We start from the raw sequence: 14,920 nt of genomic DNA, 5'->3' as shown, positions 1-14,920 counted from the left end.
TGGGTTCGGCGCCGTCCGCGGCGGTGTGCCACGCTCCCGCTCGCCGCCGCGGTCGAGTCGTCAGGTCACGCGCGACGGTGGTCCCGTCCTGCCTTTTGAATCTTCGTCAGAGAATCGTGGCGCCGTCGCCGACGGTCGTGCGGTACGCCGTCGCGTCGACGCCGGCGTCGTCGAAGCCGCCGACGAGCGCGCCGGCGACGCGCTTCTGGTCGCGCTCCCGGCAGACGGCGAGGACGCCCGGGCCGGCGCCGCTGACCGTGACGCCGGTCGCACCCGCGTCGCGCGCGGCGTCGCAGGCGTCCGCGTAGCCGTCCACGAGCGCGGCGCGAGCGGGCGTGACGACGTGCTCCTCGAAGCCGCGGCCGACGCGCTCGGGGTCGTTCCGGCACATGCCGAGGACGAGCGTCGCCGCGGACCCGACCGTGTCCACCACGTCGCTCATCGCGGCGGAGTCGGGGACGACGCCGCGGGCGTCCCGCGTGGAGACGACGATGTCGGGGAGGCAGGCGACCAGCGAGAGGTCGGCGTTCACGCGCTCGATGCCGTCGTCGCGCACGACGGTGAAGCCGCCGAGGATGGCGGGCGCGACGTTGTCGGCGTGGGCGTCGCCGGAGACCGCCGCCTCGCCCTCGGCGGCGATTCTGACGAGTTCCTCGTCTGAGAGCGAGCGGTCGTACAGTTCCGCGAGCGCGACGGCCGCGCCGGCGGCGCTCGCCGCCGACGACCCGAGCCCGGAGGAGGGGCGGACGCCCTTGTCGATGCGGATGTGTGCGGGCGCGCCGAGTTCGGCGGCGACGACGCCGGCGGTGTTCTTCGCGGGGTCTTCGGGGATGTACTGGGCGCCCGCGCCGGTCACCTCGATGGTGGTCTCCGCGGCGCGTTCGACGCGAACGACGTCCGCGGGCCGGTCGAGGGCCACCCCGAACACGTCGAATCCGCTCCCGAGGTTGGCGCTGGTCGCCGGCGCGCGAACGGCAATCATGCCACGTCGTAGCGTGGGGTGGGAGAAAAGGGTAGCGGACGACCGATTATTCGACGGTGACGTCGAAGCGCGCGCCGCCGCTGTCGCTCTCGGAGGCGGCGACGCTCCAGTCGTGTGCCTCGGCGACGGCGCTGACGATGGCGAGGCCGAACCCGGTCCCGTCCTCGCTCGTCGTGTACCCGCGGTCGAAGACGGTGTCGCGTTCCTCGGCGGGGATGCCGGGGCCGTCGTCGGCGACGAAAAAGCCGTCGTCGGTCGCGCCGACCGTCACCGTCACCGGTTCGTCCCGGTCCTCGACCGAGCCGTGTTCCGCACTGTTCCGGAAGAGGTTCTCCAGCAACCGGAGGAGCGCGGTCTCGTCGGCGACGAGGGTCCGGTCGTCCCCGATTTCGAGGCGGGCGTCGGCGTCCAGCGAGTCGGCGACGGTCCACGCGGTGCGCGCCGTCGCGGCGAGCGAGCGCTCCTCGCCGTCGGGTTCGGACTCGCCCTCGCGGGCGAGCGTGAGCAAGTCCTCGATGATGCGCTCCATGCGTTCGAGGGCCTCGTCGGTCTCCGCGAAGTGGTCGTCGTCGCCGGTCTCGCGGCCGAGTTCGAGGTGGCCACGCGCGACGTTCAGGGGGTTCCGGAGGTCGTGGCTGACGACGCTCGCGAACTCACTTAAGCGCTCCTCGCGGCGGTAGCGTTCAGTCACGTCACGCATCACGAGGACGTTCCCGAGGTGGGTGCCGCGCCGTTCGACGGGCGTCACCGAGAGGTCGTAGACGCGCGTTGCGCCGTCCTTGTGTGCGCCGAATTCGTGGTCACCGGGCCGGCTCCAGTACGGTTCGTCGAACACGTCGCCGAGCGCGTCGGCGGCCGGTTGACCGACCGTGACGTCGGTGAACGAGCGACCGGCGTCGTTCGCGGCGACGACGCGGTGCTCGGTGTCCACGACGAACACCGGGTCGTCGAGTTGGCCGACGGCGGTCTCCCACGCGACCGGTTCGACGGTGAACAGGCCGGACTGCTGGGCGCTCCACAGGACGACGAACCCGGTGACGACGAACGCGAGCGCCGGGAGATTCAGGCCGGGCACGGGGCTGGCGCCGGCGACGTAGACGATGCCGGCGAGCGCGGGCGCGAGCGACCCGGCGAGCAAGGCGAGGGCTTGCCGCCGGTAGAGGCCGCGTGCGTTCCGCACTCGGCGCGCGAGGAGAACCGTCGTGGCGGCGACGAGCGAGTAGACGTACGCGATGAACGCGTAGAAGAGGACGCCGTGGTCGGTGACGAGCACGGCGAAGTCGCGGGTGCGCACGGTTTCGACGCTCGTCCAGAGGAGGTCGGTCGCGGGGTACGTGACCGCGAGCGCGACGACAGCGACCGGCGGAACGGCAAGCGCCGCCCACCACCGGCGGTCGACCGCGTCCGCATGCCCGACGTAGGCGAGGACGTACCCGAACCAGAGCAGCGGCGTGAACGCGTTGCCGACGTACTGGACGCGCGCGAAGAGCAGTTGTGTCGCTCTCGTCGTGGCCGAGAGTTCGGCGGCGTAGCCGAGCGTCCACACCGCGGTGGCGGCGAGCAGCGGCACCGCGAGGAACGTGGCCGACGAGCGGTCGTCGGTGCGGCGCGCAAGGCGCACGCTCACGGCGACGAACGCCACGCCACAGACTGCGAGCGGCAACGTGTAGGGCGTCACCTGCAGCGCCATCCTACCAGCCGAAGGAGTGTCGTTGTAAAAGGCGTGTCGGCCGTCGGCCCGTTCGCCGGCGGACCGTAACGCTAACCCGGAGTCCCGCCCGACCTGTGGCCATGATTGCCATCGTCGGCGGCGGTATCGCGGGCCTCGCGGCCGCGCGCCGCCTCCAGTCCCGCGGCGTCGAGGCGCGCGTCTTCGAGGCGTCCGAGCAGGTGGGCGGCCTCGCGGCGACCCGGGAGACCGCGGGCGACCCCATCGAGAAGTTCTACCACCACCTCTCCGCCTCCGAGGAGACCATCGTCGACGTGCTGGAGGAACTCGGTCTCGGCGACGACCTGCGGTGGCCAATCGGGAAGAACGCGTACTACGTCGACGGCACGGTCCACCCGATGGACAAGCCGTGGGAGATTCTGGCGTTCCCGCACATGAGCCTCTACGACACGTTCCGCCTCGCGATGCTCACGCAGGAAATCGACGTTCGCGGCGGCGTGCCCTCTTTCGACACCTACGAGAATCTGGAGGACTTCGAGGACGTCCCCATCGAGGAGTTCCTCGTTGACCACACGACCCGTGGCGTCTACGAGCAGTTCTTCGAACCGCTGCTGGAGGCGAAGTTCGGGGAGCGAATGGACGACGTGTCGGCCGCGTGGCTGCTCGGCCGCATCAAGTTCCGCGGCGAACGCGACCTGCTGCGCGGCGAACCATTGGGCTACCTCGACGGGGGATTCGGGCGCCTGCTGGACGCGATGGTCGAGGACGTGGGCCGCGACGTCATCGAGACGGGGACGCGCGTGACCGAGATTCACCGCGGCGACGACGGCGTGGCGGGCGTCACCGTCGAGCGCGAGGACGGGAGCGAGACGCTGGACGCCGACGGCGTGGTGGTCGCGGCGATGCCGAACGTCCTCGAAGACCTGACGGGCTACGAGTGTGACATCACGTTCCAGGGGACCGTCTGTTCCATCGTGAGCATGGACCGGTCGCTCACCGACACGTACTGGCTGAACATCGCGGACGACGCGCCGTTCGGCGCGCTCATCGAGCACACGAACTTCATCAGCGAGAAGCGGTACGGCGGCGAACACCTGCTGTACGTCCCGAAGTACGTGCAGAGCCGCGACGACGAGGTCTGGCAGATGAGCGACGAGGAGGTCCGCGACCACTGGCTGTCGGGCATCGAGGACCTGTTCCCCGAGTTCGACCGCTCGCACGTGAACTGGGTGGAGACGTTCCGGAACCCCCGGACGGCGCCCGTCTACGAGCGCGGCTACCTCGACATGGTGATTCCCTACGACCTCGCCGGCGAGGGCCACGAGGGCGTCTACTACGCGGGGATGGCGAGTCGCGCGCAGTACCCCGAGCGCTCGCTGAACGGCGGCATCGTCGCGGGCTACGAGGCGGCGGACGCGGCGACGGACGCGGAGTAACGCAGTCGTTTTCTCGGCAGTGGGCCTGGAGTTCCCCGGCAACCGGTTCGCCGGTCGAAACCTCTTAACCACCGACTGACTAACCAGTCAGTCAATGAGCGACAGCGACTCCTCGACGGCCCCCGAGGCCCACGAGGACATCATGGGTGCGACCTACCGCGCCCTCCTCGACCACGGGTTCGCCGCCCTCACGATGCAGGACATCGCGGACGAGGCGGAGAAGTCCAAGAGCCTGCTTCACTACCACTACGACACCAAACAGGACCTGCTCGTCGCGTTCCTCGAACACCTCATCGAGCGCGGGAAAGAACGCGCCGCCGAACACGAGGACGAACCGCCCGCCGAACGCCTCCGGAACTTCGTCGCGGGCGGCCTCGTGGACAGCGACGACGAGGACTGGGCGTTCGCCACCGCGCTCCTCGAACTGCAGGCCCAAGCGCCCTACGACGACGCGTACCGCGAACAACTCGCGCGCAACGAACAGTTCATGCGCGACCACGTCGCCGACATCGTGCGCGCCGGCGTCGACGCCGGCGACTTCCGCGACGTCGACCCGGACGCGACGGCGCGCCTCGTGCTCGCCGCGATGGACGGCGCGCGCACCGAACGCGTCGTCCTCGAAGACGACACGCCCGAGGTCGTCCACGACGCCCTCGTCGAACACGTCCTCGACCCGCTGACTGTCGACGCGGAGGGCGACGAATGAGCGCACGCGACGTCAACCTCACCGACGGCGACCTCCTCAAACCCCTGCTCGTGCTGTCGCTGCCCATCGTCGCCAGCCAGCTCATGCAGGTGGCGTACAACCTCGCGGACACCTTCTGGGTCGGGCAACTCGGGCAGGCGCCCGTGAGCGCGCTCTCCTACGCGTGGCCCATCGTCTTCCTCGTCATCAGCGTCGCGGGCGGCTTCTCCGTCGCCGGCACCGCACTCGTCTCGCAGAACAAGGGCGCGGGCAACCACGACCGCGTGAACCACGTCGCCGGACAGACCATCGCGTTCGTCGTGTTGTGTTCGGTCGCGCTCTCCGTCGTCGGCTACCTCGCGGCGCCGACGCTCGTGGGACTCATCGGCGCGGCGCCCGGCTCCACCGAGTACACGCTCGCCGTCGAGTACGTCCGCACCATCCTCCTCGGCGTGTTCTTCATGTTCGGGTTCTTCATGTTCCAGGCGCTGTTGCGCGGCTGGGGCGACACGAAGACGCCGATGTACCTGATGTTCTTCGGGGTCGTGTTGAACGTCGTCATCGACCCGTTTCTCGTCCTCGGGTTCCAGGACAACCTCCTGTTCACGGTCTTCGGCCTCGGCGGCCTCCAAGAGCAGTTGTACGCGGCGACCGGGTTCGCCGGGTTCGGCGTGCAGGGCGCCGCCATCGCCACCGTCCTCTCCCGAGGCATCGGCGCCGTCGTCGGTCTCGCGTGGCTGTTCTCGGGTCGGCTCGGCATCACCATCTCCCGCGAGGACCTCTACCTGAAGAAGGAGACGGTGAAGAAGATCGTCACCATCGGCGCGCCCGCGAGCATCGACCAGTCGACGCGCGCGCTCGGCGTCACCGTCCTCACCGCCATCGTCGCGCTCGCCGGCGACGACGCCGTCGCCGCGTTCGGCATCGGCAACCGCTTGAACTCGCTGGTGTTCCTGCCGGCCATCGGCCTCGCACAGGGGACGGCGACCATCGTCGGTCAGAACCTCGGCGCGGAGAAGGCCGAACGCGCCGAGCGCGCGGTGTACTACGCGTCCGGCCTCATCGCCGTCGTCCTCGCCGGCGTCGCGGTGGTCGCGTTCACGTACGCCGAGACCATCGTCGGCGTGTTCATCCCCGGCGAACCGAACGTCATCGCCATCGGCGCGGAGTACCTCTACATCGTCGCGCCGTCGTTCCTCTTCCTCGGCATCTACCGCGTGACGGCGTCCGCGTTCCGCGGGAGCGGGAACACCCGGACGGCGATGGTGTTCACCATCCTCTCGCTGTGGGTGTTCCGCGTGCCGCCCGCGTACGTCCTCCTAGCGTACTTCGACATGGGCGCAGCGGGCGTGTTCTGGGCGACCGCGCTCTCGAACGTCGCCACCGCAATCGTCGCGTTCGCGTGGTTCACGCGCGGGACGTGGAAAGACAGCGTCGTCGAGGGACCGGGGACGCCCGGCCCCGGCCCGACGCCGGACGTGGACGGCGACCCGGAGGCGGTCGACGACTAGCGAAGGGCTAAACGGCGCGCCGCCGAACGTCCACGTATGACCGCGGAACTCCGACCGGGCGTCTGGCATCTCGCCCTCAGGGGCGTGAACGCGTACCTCGTGGAGGACGGCGACGCGCTGACGCTCGTCGACGCGGGGATGCCGTGGCAGGCCGGCGAGATACGCCGCCAACTCGAAGTCGCGGGGTTCTCGATGCGGGACGTCGACCGCGTGCTCGTCACGCACTACGACCTCGACCACGTCGGCGGCCTGCGCTCCCTGCTGGACGGCGCGGGCGACGTCGAGGTGTACTGCGGCGCGCGCGACGCCGACGTGCTCGCGGGCCGCCGGAAACCCCCGTGGGACAACCGGAAAGGGGTGTTCCAGCGGCTCACCGGCGTCCTCGTGCCGTCCGTGCGGGCGTCGATACGCGCCGTCGACGACGGCGACCGAATCGGCGGCTTCGAGGCGATTCACGCGCCCGGTCACACGCCCGGCCACACCGTCTTCGTCCACGAGGGACTGGAGACCGCGATGCTCGGCGACCTCGTGCGCGAGGACGGCGGCGAACTCGAGCCGTCGCCAGCGCTCCTCTCGTACGACACCGACGAAGTAGCGGAGAGCATCCGCCGCGTCCTCGACCGCGCGCCCGACTTCGAGGTGGCGTGTGTCGGACACGGCGACCCGCTGCGGGCGCGGGGCCGCGAAGCGCTCGTGCGACTCAGTCGGTGAACGGACTGTCCTCGGCGTCCACGTCCTCGGGCTCCTCGACGTCGCCGCGCTGGACATCGCCGTCCTCCGTCTCGACGTAGACGTCGTCCTCGTAGCCCGCGTCCGCGTTCTCGAAGTCCGCGTCGTCGAGGCGCTCGGGCGTGGTGGGCGCGTCGGGAATGCCGTCCTCCGGTCGGAACTCCCCGAGCGGGTCGTCGATGCTGACGCCGTGGCGGTCGAAGAAGTCGGCGTAGCGCTCGTAGTGCTCGGACAGTTCCGCTGGCGGGAACTCCATCATCTCCGCCCAGCCGTGGTTGTAGAAGTCGAAGTTCGCGACGATGTGGGTGGTCTCTCGGGCCTCGGCCTCGGTGTACCCCTCGTTGAGCGCGGCGAGGTACATGTCCATCGTCGCGTCGAAGAAGCCTTCCAGGTGTTCTTCGCGCTCCGGACGGTCGGCTTCCGGGGCTTTGTCGCCGAAGATGCCGACGTGGAGGTCGACCAGTTTCGGGCGGACGACGTTCCGAACGCCGGGGAGCTCGAGGGCCTTCCGGGACGCGAAGTGCCGGACGTTCTGACGGAGTTTCATGCCCGGCGCTACGAGGCCAACGACAAAGAACGTCCCGACGCCGGCTCAGTCGACGTAGGTCACCGGCGAGTCGTCCTCGAACGGGACGCGTGTCACCGGCTTGAGGTAGGTGACGCGGAGGAATCCGGGGCGGGCGCTCGGTTCGACGACCGGCTGGGAGTCCCGTGGGCAGTCGAGGTGGTCGCCGGGGCGAACGAGTTCCGTGACGAGTTTGTAGTTTTGCGCTGACATCTGGCAGTCGCCGCGCCGCGGTAAGCCGCGACTATCGGTCTATGAGAGGTGGTAGCACCAGTCGCTTAAGACCGTTTCGGCAACTGAAGACGCGGCGACAAATCCGAGGTTATAGAGCGCGAAAAGCGTCGAAAGCGGGGATTACCGCGTGACGGCTACTGGAAGCCGATCTCGTGGCGACGGTCCTCGTCGTCCTTCTGGACGACGATCTTGCAGACGCCGTTCTCGTGGGTCGCAGTGGCCTGCTCCGGGTCGATGTGCGCCGGAAGCGAGATAGTTCGCTCCAGTCGCATCGGGCGCTCGGAGAGCAGCGCGCGCTCGCCGCGCTCGGGGTCGAACCCCGGCTGCTGGGAGCGGTCGGCGGTCACGAACAGGTTGTTCGCGTCCGCGTGTATCTCGATCTGGTCCTCCTCGAAGCCCGGCGCGTCGAGACGCACCACGAGTTCGTCAGCGGACTCCACGATGTCCACCATCGGAATCGCGGCCGGCGGACGCGCCTCGACCTGTTCGCCCTGTTGGGGCGCGGCGCCCGACGGGACGCCCGACTGTCCCGCTGGCGTGGCGGGGCCGACCGGGCCAGCGGGCCCGACCGGCGGCTGGCCGCCGACGCCGCCGAACGCCGCGTACGGCGACCCGTTGGGCCACTGGGGGTCGTAACTCATTGCTGGATGCCGGGCTGAATCGGCGTCGGTCCCTGCTGGGGCATCGCCGCCTGGCTCGCGACGCCGAGTTGCTGTCCGTGTGTCGGCGCGCCGAGCGCGGCGCCGAGTTGCGGGAGCACCTGTGCGAGCTGCTGGCTGGTCAGCCCGAGCCGGCGCGCGAGGGCGTCCGCGAGCGTCGGTGTGTCCGCCATCTCGACGCTCTGCCGGGTGAGTTCGTGTTGGCCGAAGGACTGCCACGGGGTCTGCTGGGCGGCGTGTTGGCCGTGTTCGACGGGAATCTGCTGTGGTGACTCGGAGGGAACCGACCCAACCGGAATCTGCTGGGCCTGTCCCGTCTGCTGTGACGACTGTCCGACCTGCGGGGTGGGCTGTGGCTGCTGGAACTGCGGCTGCTGGGACTGCGCCCACGTCGACTGCGCGCCGATGCTCCCGAACTGGGACGGCAGCCGCGGCTGCTGGAACTGCTGGGCGGTCGGCTGCTGGCCGAGAATCTGGCTCGGCGCGCCGAACTGCTGGGGCTGTGTCTGCTGGGGCTGCTGGACCGGCGTCTGCTGTGGCTGTGTCTGTACGGCCTGCGGGGGCTGTGCCTGCTGAATCGGCGACTGCTGGGCGGTCGGCTGCTGTGCGTACTGCTGGGCGGTCGGTTGCTGAATCGGCGACTGCTGTGCGTACTGCTGGGTCTGTGGCTGCTGGACGCCCGCGAACTGCTGTGGCTGCTGGGACTGTCCGGCGCCCTGCTGGGCGTACTCCTGTGCGCCCGCGGCCTGCGACCGGCCGAACTGTTCGAGTGACGATAGCGACGGCTGTTGGAGCGGTGACTGCTCGTACATGTGTGCGTCAGCCCCGGATGGTCCGGGACAGACGAATCATCGACGGGATTGCAGATAAACTGCGCCGATAGTTTACGCGAATTCAGCACTCCGAGCGCGTCTAACGTCGAATTACTGGGAGGCGTGGGCACGCCTTCCGACTGCGTAGGCTCGCCCCTCGCGGCGCCCCGGACGCCCCTAGTCGTCGAAAGTCACACCTACTCGCTGGGCGATTGGCAGTCGGACCCACGACTAACGAGTGGTTAGCCGGCATCACGCCGACCGGACAGCGGGCGTCGCGGGCGCCAGTCGCCCGGATTCGGCGCGCCGAGGAGATAGCAATCCACTTTAACCCCGAAGGCATCACTCCGAGTATGAGCGAGTCGTACGTGATAATCGGCGACGGCATCGCTGGCAGTTCCGCCGCCGAAGCCCTCCGCGAGGAGGCCTCCGACGTCGACATCACCGTCGTCACCGACGAGGGTGAAACCCTGTACAATCGCATTCTCATCAAGGAGTTCGCGAAGGGGAAACTCCCCGAGGCGCCCATCTCCATCCACGACCCCGACTGGTACGACGAGCGCGACATCGACATCCAGTTGAACACGCTCGTCACGGACGTGGACCCGGACGCCCACGTCGTCCGCACCCACGAGGGCGACGAAATCGAGTACGACAAACTGCTGGTCGCGGCGGGCGGCACGCCGAACCAGTTGCCGGTCGAGAACTCCGACGCGGAGGGCGTCCACCACTTCTGGACGTTCCAGGACGCTCGCGGCATCCGCGAGCACGCCGAGGAAGCCGACACGGGCGTCGTCGTCGGTGCGGGTCTGCTCGGCATCGACCTCGCGGCCATCTGCGGCGGGCAGGACGTGGACGCGAAGTACCTGATGCGCGGCAACCGCTGGTGGCGGTACGCGCTGTCGGAGGAGGGCGCGGAAATCATCCACGACGGCCTGCGCGAGAAGGGCGTCGAGCCGGTCTTCGAGTCCGGCGCCGACCACTTCGAGACGAACGACGACGGCGAGGTCGTCGCGACGGTCGACGGGAACGGCGACCGCCACGAGTCGGAGTTCGTCGGCGTCGCCATCGGCCTCGACTTCAACGTCGAGATTCTCCAGGACACGGAGGCGACCATCGACAACGGCGTCCACGTGGACGAGTACATGCGGACCGACGTCGAGGACGTCTACGCGGCCGGTGACATCACCCAGTACTGGGACACCATCATGGACGAGCGCGCGCAGAACGGTTCGTGGGGCTCCGCGAAACAGCAGGGCGCGCTCGCGGGCAAGACGATGCTCAAGGACGCGGGCTACGACGTCGAAGTCGAGCCGTTCCGCTGGGTGTCGTCGTACTCGATTACGCACTTCGACTTCCCGTTCCTCTCGTTTGGCTTCCCGACGATGGGCGACGAGTCCTGCGAGCGCAAGTACAGCGACACGGAGTGGCGCCGCTTGACGTTCAAGGACGGCAAGCTCATCGGTGGCGTGCTCATCGGGAACCTCGCGCCCCAGTCCAAGTACAAGCAGCTCATCAAGGACGAGGCCGTCGTCGCCGACCAGCAGGACGTCCTCCTGCAGGAGAACTTCGAACTCGACGAACTCGCGATTCCGAGCGAACAGTAGACTCGCGCCCTGCCAGCGCCAGCGTTTCTCGCCGTCGTTTGCGCCGTTTTCGCGGTCGCCTGCCAGATACTGCCGTCGGCACAATCTTTATCACCAACCGTGGTATACGGTAGCATGGCACAATTGGTGCCGGTGAACAGATGCACCCGACTATCGAAGCCACAGAGACGGTGACCGTGACCGCCGACAACGCGGTCCGGCACTTCGACGAACTCGACGACGACGCACAGAACGCACTCCACGACGCCGTCCACGGCGACGAAGGCGCCATCCCCGAAGCCGCCGCGGACGCCTTCACGGACGGCGAAGTCGTACGGTTCACCGGCTACTACCGCGTCGACATCGCACAGTAACGGGGCACAGTCCGGGGTTTTTCCTCCTTTCCACGGTATCCGTCGTTACCGACGGCAACGGCCCGAAAGCCCCGAGGTTGTGGACTCGGAGGGCTCGCTGCGCCCTTCACTCGCTTCGCTCGTTCCAGTGCTTGCGTCGCCCGCCGTCGTCCACAGCCTCGCCCCTTTCTGTCCACCCGCCTGCCGGCCGACCAATCAGTTACAGTCGGACGGAGGGACGACCAGGCGGAGATTGACAAATCCCGAACGCCGGCGTTTCCGCCAACCGAAGCCGTTTTTCCCGTTCGCGCCCGACGTTCTCGCATGAATCAGTCTGGGGGGAGCACGGACATGACCCTCGCCTTCGAGTTGTCGGCGCTCCGAGAACTCGCGAAGCCCGGCACCGCGTTCGCCGGCGCGCGCCAGTGGACCGAGTACGTCGGCGTCGTCTCCGACGAACCCACGTACGTCGTCACGAACTTCACGCGCAAGCGCCGCATCCGACAGGACTTCTTCTCCGGGCCGAAGGGTAAAGAGGAGAGCCTCGAATCCGTGAAAGGCCAGTTCGACACCGAGCGCCACGTCTTCGTCGGCACGAGCGACGAGGACCGCGAACTCGCGGAGGCCGTCGACTGGGAGTACCTCCCGCTGGAGGACGCCGCCGAGGCCGCCGACTGGGAACTCGCCGAGGACGCCGACGAGGAACAAGCGACCGAGGAACCGGTCCGCGACGACTGGCCCTAGGGCGACGCCAGCCCCGCCGCCACGAGGTCGACGAGCGCGTCCCGCACGGCCTCGTACTCTTCCTCGCTCCCGAACTCGTCGCGATGCGCGACCACGAAGCCAGCGCTCTGGACGGCGAGCGCGAGCGTCTCCGGGTCGCCCGAGCGCACGACGCCCTCATCCTGCCAGCGCTCGACGTACGGCGCGAGCAACGCCACCTTCCGCTCTTTGGTCGCCTCGATTTCCTCGTCGGAGATGGCACGCAGCAAGCGCTCGCGTTCGTTCCCGTAGACGAGATTCCGAATCAGCGGGTCCTCCTCCACGATGGCGATGGCTTCGCGGAGGAACGCGCGCGTCCCGGATTCGGGGCCGTCGGCGGCCTCGACGGCGGCGGTCATGCGCGCGAACGCGTCCTCCGCGCGCTCCATCAGCACCTCGTAGTAGAGGCGTTCCTTCGAGTCGAAGAACGTGTAGAACGACCCCGTGGCGATGCCCGCGGCGTCCGCGAGTTCGCCGACCGTCGTCTTGTCGAGGCCGTAGCGCGCGAACAGCTCGCTCCCGGCGTCCAGCAGGGCGGCCCGGATGCGCTCGCGTTCGCCGTCGCTGAATCCGGCCATCAGTTCACGTCCCTCCGCGCGAAGTGCCACTGGCTGACGGCGACGAGCGCGAGCGTCGCGACCGCGAGAATCCCGGCGCCGACGAAGTCGTAGACGCCGTCGACGAGGATGGCAGTGGGGTCGTAGTACCGCATCGGCGCGATTGCGCCGGCCCACGCGTAGTCGGTGCTCGAAACGAGCGTCTCCACGAGAAAGAGGGCGAAGACGGTGGCGGCGGCGCCGCGCTGGGCGACGCTCGCGCGGTCCGCGGCGACGCTGAAGGCGAGGCCGACGCCCGCGCACGCGAACAGGTACGGGAGCGAGAGCGCGTGCACGACGAGCAAGTCCACCGCGCCGACTGGGTAGCCGATGGCGCGCGTCGCCGTCCACGTCACCGCCGCGACGACGGCGTTGACGAGGAGGATGCCGGGCGCGAGCGAGAGGAAGCGCTCGCCGACGAGGCGCGCCCGCGACACGGGAAGCGAGAGCAGGACGTCCATGCGTCCGGTCTCAACGTCGCCCGCAATCAGGGACGCGGCGCTGTACGCGAGGTAGAGGCCGAGCAGGATGACCCACGCGAACTGGTAGAGTTCGGTGGCGAGAAAGCCCTCGATGGTGCCCAGCGACTTCAGGCCGAAGGCCTCCACGAAGACGGGCGGGAGCGTCTCGGTGTACTGGTCGAGGTCAATGCCCTCCGTCACCGACGGGAAGAACGCGGCGTACAGGCCGCTGAACGCGGAGAGGCCGAGCGAGAGCGCGAGGGCGCCCTTCAGTCGCTTCCGGGCGCCGTACGCGGCCAACTCAAGCACTCGCCTCACCCCCGTAGAACTGGAGGAAGACGTCTTCGAGGGGCGCCTCCTCGACGTCGAGTTCGACCAGCGAGTGCCGGTCGAGTTCGTCCACGAGCGCGTCCACGTCGCCCGTGTACGTGAACGAGACGTGCGTGGTGCCGTCGCCGTTCCGCCGCGTCACGTCGGCGACGCCGGGCACGTCGAAAGCGTCGTCGGGCAGGTCGCCGTTCGCTCGCACGCGCACGACCTTCCCGCTCCGGTCGAGGAGCGTCTCCACGTCCTCGACGGCGACCAGTTTCCCCTCGCGGATGACGGCGACGCGGTCGCAGATGCGTCGCACCTCGCTGAGGACGTGACTGGAGAACAGGACGGTGACGCCGCGGTCGCGTTCCCCGCGCAGGAACTCGTTGAATCGCTCCTGGAGGAGGGGGTCGAGGCCGGACGTGGGTTCGTCCATGACGGCCACGTCGGGGTCGTGCATGAACGCCTGCACGATGCCGAGTTTCTGGACGTTCCCCGTGGAGTACGCGCGAATCTTCCGGTCGAGGGGCGGTTCGAACAACTCGAGGAGTTCCTCGCGCCGGCTGCCGCCCTTCAGGGATTCGTGGAGGTCCAGGACCTCGCGGCCGGTCGCCTGCTCGTCGAATCGGGGGTTCGACGGGAGGAAGCCGGTGTCGGCGAGCGCGTCGAGGCGCTCGTCCTCGACGGTGGTGTCGCGCCCGAGGACGGCCACCGACCCGTCGGTCGGCGCCTGCATCCCGAGGAGCGTGCGAATCGCGGTGGTCTTCCCGGCGCCGTTCGGCCCGAGGAAGCCGAACACCTCGCCATCCTCGACGGAAAACGAGAGGTCGTCGACGGCGGTGACGTCGCCGTACTGCTTGGTGAGCGACTCGATTTCTATGGCGGCCATGCCCGAACGCTCGCAGACTGAATAGATGAACGTTTCGCTCGTTCGTTCATCTCGGGTTCCGGGGGGCTTAACCGCCGGCGCGGCCAACCGCGTGGTGATGACCGAACCGCGCGTCCCCGGCACCGAAGAGGAAGACGACGACTGGGTCGACCTCCCCTGCGGCGAGCAGGCCCACGTGCAGGACTTCGACCTCGGGATGCGAGAGTACGCGTGCTCGTGTGGCGGCACCCACGCCGTCGTGATGGACATGCACCCGCCGTCGCGGTTCTTCCCCGAGTCCATCGTCGGCGTCCTGAAGGAAGCGATTACGCCCGCCGAGGACGACGAGTTCGACGAGTTCGGCACCCCGCACCTGATGGGCGCCGTGATGGAGCAACTGCCCGAGGACGTGGTGGCCGTCGACGCCGCCGAGAACGGGAGCGTCGGCTACGCGCTGCTGTGGGTGACCGAGATGGACGCCCGCGACCTCCACGAGGTCGTCGTGGAGTTGGTGGTGGAACTGATGGACCACGCCGTCAGCCACGCCGAGACCGAGCAGTCGAAATCGGAGTTCGAGGACCAGATGCTGGAGTTCGACGTGACGGAGTTCGTCGACGAGTACCGCGAAGCACGAGAGTTCGAGGACGAGTACGATACGCCCGCGTGAGCGGGCGGACGACGAGTCGAACTCGGTGAGTCC

17 protein-coding genes are annotated in these 14,920 nt (G+C 68.7%); 8 read left to right on the top strand and 9 right to left on the bottom strand.

All coding sequences use genetic code 11. The features are described from left to right. Positions 1-106: 106 nt before the first annotated feature. Together LT972_RS02495 and LT972_RS02490 are read right to left on the bottom strand one after the other, a co-directional pair. Positions 107-982, bottom strand: coding sequence for a homoserine kinase (locus tag LT972_RS02495; RefSeq protein WP_232571618.1), 876 nt, complete (start codon positions 980-982; stop codon positions 107-109). Positions 983-1,028: 46 nt separating this feature from the next. Further along, a complete protein-coding gene (locus tag LT972_RS02490; RefSeq protein WP_232571617.1) occupies positions 1,029-2,672 on the bottom strand; it encodes a sensor histidine kinase in 1,644 nt (547 codons plus the stop codon). 101 nt (positions 2,673-2,773) lie between these two features. On the opposite strand from LT972_RS02490, the gene LT972_RS02485 reads away from it, so the two are divergent. From LT972_RS02485 to LT972_RS02470, 4 genes are all read left to right on the top strand, one after another. Continuing rightward, positions 2,774-4,087, top strand: a complete 1,314-nt coding sequence (locus LT972_RS02485) for an NAD(P)/FAD-dependent oxidoreductase (protein ID WP_232571616.1) — start codon at positions 2,774-2,776, stop codon at positions 4,085-4,087. A gap of 94 nt (positions 4,088-4,181) precedes the next feature. Beyond that, the gene (locus tag LT972_RS02480) at positions 4,182-4,793 is read left to right on the top strand and encodes a TetR/AcrR family transcriptional regulator (RefSeq protein WP_232571615.1); all 612 of its coding nucleotides are present in this window, start codon (positions 4,182-4,184) and stop codon (positions 4,791-4,793) included. Continuing rightward, positions 4,790-6,283: an MATE family efflux transporter gene (locus tag LT972_RS02475; RefSeq protein WP_232571614.1), complete on the top strand. Its 1,494-nt coding sequence runs from the start codon at positions 4,790-4,792 to the stop codon at positions 6,281-6,283. The genes LT972_RS02480 and LT972_RS02475 overlap by 4 nt, the downstream gene beginning before the upstream one ends. Positions 6,284-6,319: 36 nt before the next feature. Beyond that, positions 6,320-6,994, top strand: coding sequence for an MBL fold metallo-hydrolase (locus LT972_RS02470; RefSeq protein ID WP_232571613.1), 675 nt, complete (start codon positions 6,320-6,322; stop codon positions 6,992-6,994). Here LT972_RS02470 and LT972_RS02465 read toward each other — a convergent pair. From LT972_RS02465 to LT972_RS02450, 4 genes are all read right to left on the bottom strand, one after another. After that, on the bottom strand, positions 6,984-7,559 hold the full coding sequence (locus LT972_RS02465) for a DUF6149 family protein (RefSeq protein WP_232571612.1): 576 nt from the start codon (positions 7,557-7,559) through the stop codon (positions 6,984-6,986). The two genes, LT972_RS02470 and LT972_RS02465, sit on opposite strands and share 11 nt — an antisense overlap. 45 nt (positions 7,560-7,604) lie before the next feature. Next, positions 7,605-7,790: a hypothetical protein gene (locus LT972_RS02460; RefSeq protein ID WP_232571611.1), complete on the bottom strand. Its 186-nt coding sequence runs from the start codon at positions 7,788-7,790 to the stop codon at positions 7,605-7,607. A 155-nt stretch (positions 7,791-7,945) separates the two neighbouring features. After that, complete coding sequence (locus tag LT972_RS02455; RefSeq protein WP_232571610.1) at positions 7,946-8,452, bottom strand: Hsp20/alpha crystallin family protein; 507 nt, start codon at positions 8,450-8,452, stop codon at positions 7,946-7,948. Then, a complete protein-coding gene (locus tag LT972_RS02450; protein WP_232571609.1) occupies positions 8,449-9,282 on the bottom strand; it encodes a hypothetical protein in 834 nt (277 codons plus the stop codon). Before LT972_RS02450 ends, LT972_RS02455 begins: the two co-directional genes overlap by 4 nt. Positions 9,283-9,635: 353 nt before the next feature. On the opposite strand from LT972_RS02450, the gene LT972_RS02445 reads away from it, so the two are divergent. From LT972_RS02445 to LT972_RS02435, 3 genes are all read left to right on the top strand, one after another. Further along, complete coding sequence (locus LT972_RS02445; protein ID WP_232571608.1) at positions 9,636-10,889, top strand: NAD(P)/FAD-dependent oxidoreductase; 1,254 nt, start codon at positions 9,636-9,638, stop codon at positions 10,887-10,889. Between the two features lie 140 nt (positions 10,890-11,029). After that, a complete protein-coding gene (locus LT972_RS02440; RefSeq protein ID WP_232571607.1) occupies positions 11,030-11,242 on the top strand; it encodes a hypothetical protein in 213 nt (70 codons plus the stop codon). Positions 11,243-11,545: 303 nt separating this feature from the next. Further along, the gene (locus LT972_RS02435) at positions 11,546-11,965 is read left to right on the top strand and encodes a DUF7124 domain-containing protein (protein WP_232571606.1); all 420 of its coding nucleotides are present in this window, start codon (positions 11,546-11,548) and stop codon (positions 11,963-11,965) included. Here the strand turns inward: LT972_RS02435 and LT972_RS02430 are convergent. Genes LT972_RS02430 through LT972_RS02420 form a run of 3 tightly spaced genes read right to left on the bottom strand, consistent with a single transcriptional unit; the run spans position 11,962 to position 14,241 of the window. Next, entirely contained in the window at positions 11,962-12,561 is a 600-nt protein-coding gene (locus LT972_RS02430; RefSeq protein ID WP_232571605.1) for a TetR/AcrR family transcriptional regulator, read from the bottom strand. The genes LT972_RS02435 and LT972_RS02430 overlap by 4 nt on opposite strands. Continuing rightward, positions 12,561-13,349 carry an ABC transporter permease subunit gene (locus tag LT972_RS02425; RefSeq protein ID WP_232571604.1) on the bottom strand — a complete coding sequence of 263 codons (789 nt, stop codon included), beginning with the start codon at positions 13,347-13,349 and terminating at the stop codon, positions 12,561-12,563. The genes LT972_RS02430 and LT972_RS02425 overlap by 1 nt, the downstream gene beginning before the upstream one ends. After that, on the bottom strand, positions 13,342-14,241 hold the full coding sequence (locus LT972_RS02420; RefSeq protein ID WP_232571603.1) for an ABC transporter ATP-binding protein: 900 nt from the start codon (positions 14,239-14,241) through the stop codon (positions 13,342-13,344). Before LT972_RS02420 ends, LT972_RS02425 begins: the two co-directional genes overlap by 8 nt. 97 nt (positions 14,242-14,338) lie before the next feature. On the opposite strand from LT972_RS02420, the gene LT972_RS02415 reads away from it, so the two are divergent. Continuing rightward, positions 14,339-14,887: a DUF5815 family protein gene (locus LT972_RS02415; protein ID WP_232571602.1), complete on the top strand. Its 549-nt coding sequence runs from the start codon at positions 14,339-14,341 to the stop codon at positions 14,885-14,887. Positions 14,888-14,920: the final 33 nt, after the last annotated feature.

Origin of the sequence: Halobacterium litoreum, from assembly GCF_021233415.1 — an archaeon.
Taxonomy (GTDB): domain Archaea; phylum Halobacteriota; class Halobacteria; order Halobacteriales; family Halobacteriaceae; genus Halobacterium; species Halobacterium litoreum.
Note: the sequence above shows the minus strand (reverse complement) of the source record. Positions and strands in the feature narration are given on the sequence as shown.

Coding starts and splice junctions, on each gene's coding strand:
- LT972_RS02440 (WP_232571607.1), top strand. CDS start 11,030: ATGCACCCGACTATCGAAGCCACAGAGACGGTGACCGTGACCGCCGAC.
- LT972_RS02435 (WP_232571606.1), top strand. CDS start 11,546: ATGAATCAGTCTGGGGGGAGCACGGACATGACCCTCGCCTTCGAGTTG.
- LT972_RS02490 (WP_232571617.1), bottom strand. CDS start 2,672: ATGGCGCTGCAGGTGACGCCCTACACGTTGCCGCTCGCAGTCTGTGGC.
- LT972_RS02475 (WP_232571614.1), top strand. CDS start 4,790: ATGAGCGCACGCGACGTCAACCTCACCGACGGCGACCTCCTCAAACCC.
- LT972_RS02420 (WP_232571603.1), bottom strand. CDS start 14,241: ATGGCCGCCATAGAAATCGAGTCGCTCACCAAGCAGTACGGCGACGTC.
- LT972_RS02470 (WP_232571613.1), top strand. CDS start 6,320: ATGACCGCGGAACTCCGACCGGGCGTCTGGCATCTCGCCCTCAGGGGC.
- LT972_RS02455 (WP_232571610.1), bottom strand. CDS start 8,452: ATGAGTTACGACCCCCAGTGGCCCAACGGGTCGCCGTACGCGGCGTTC.
- LT972_RS02450 (WP_232571609.1), bottom strand. CDS start 9,282: ATGTACGAGCAGTCACCGCTCCAACAGCCGTCGCTATCGTCACTCGAA.
- LT972_RS02445 (WP_232571608.1), top strand. CDS start 9,636: ATGAGCGAGTCGTACGTGATAATCGGCGACGGCATCGCTGGCAGTTCC.
- LT972_RS02495 (WP_232571618.1), bottom strand. CDS start 982: ATGATTGCCGTTCGCGCGCCGGCGACCAGCGCCAACCTCGGGAGCGGA.
- LT972_RS02430 (WP_232571605.1), bottom strand. CDS start 12,561: ATGGCCGGATTCAGCGACGGCGAACGCGAGCGCATCCGGGCCGCCCTG.
- LT972_RS02465 (WP_232571612.1), bottom strand. CDS start 7,559: ATGAAACTCCGTCAGAACGTCCGGCACTTCGCGTCCCGGAAGGCCCTC.
- LT972_RS02460 (WP_232571611.1), bottom strand. CDS start 7,790: ATGTCAGCGCAAAACTACAAACTCGTCACGGAACTCGTTCGCCCCGGC.
- LT972_RS02485 (WP_232571616.1), top strand. CDS start 2,774: ATGATTGCCATCGTCGGCGGCGGTATCGCGGGCCTCGCGGCCGCGCGC.
- LT972_RS02415 (WP_232571602.1), top strand. CDS start 14,339: ATGACCGAACCGCGCGTCCCCGGCACCGAAGAGGAAGACGACGACTGG.
- LT972_RS02480 (WP_232571615.1), top strand. CDS start 4,182: ATGAGCGACAGCGACTCCTCGACGGCCCCCGAGGCCCACGAGGACATC.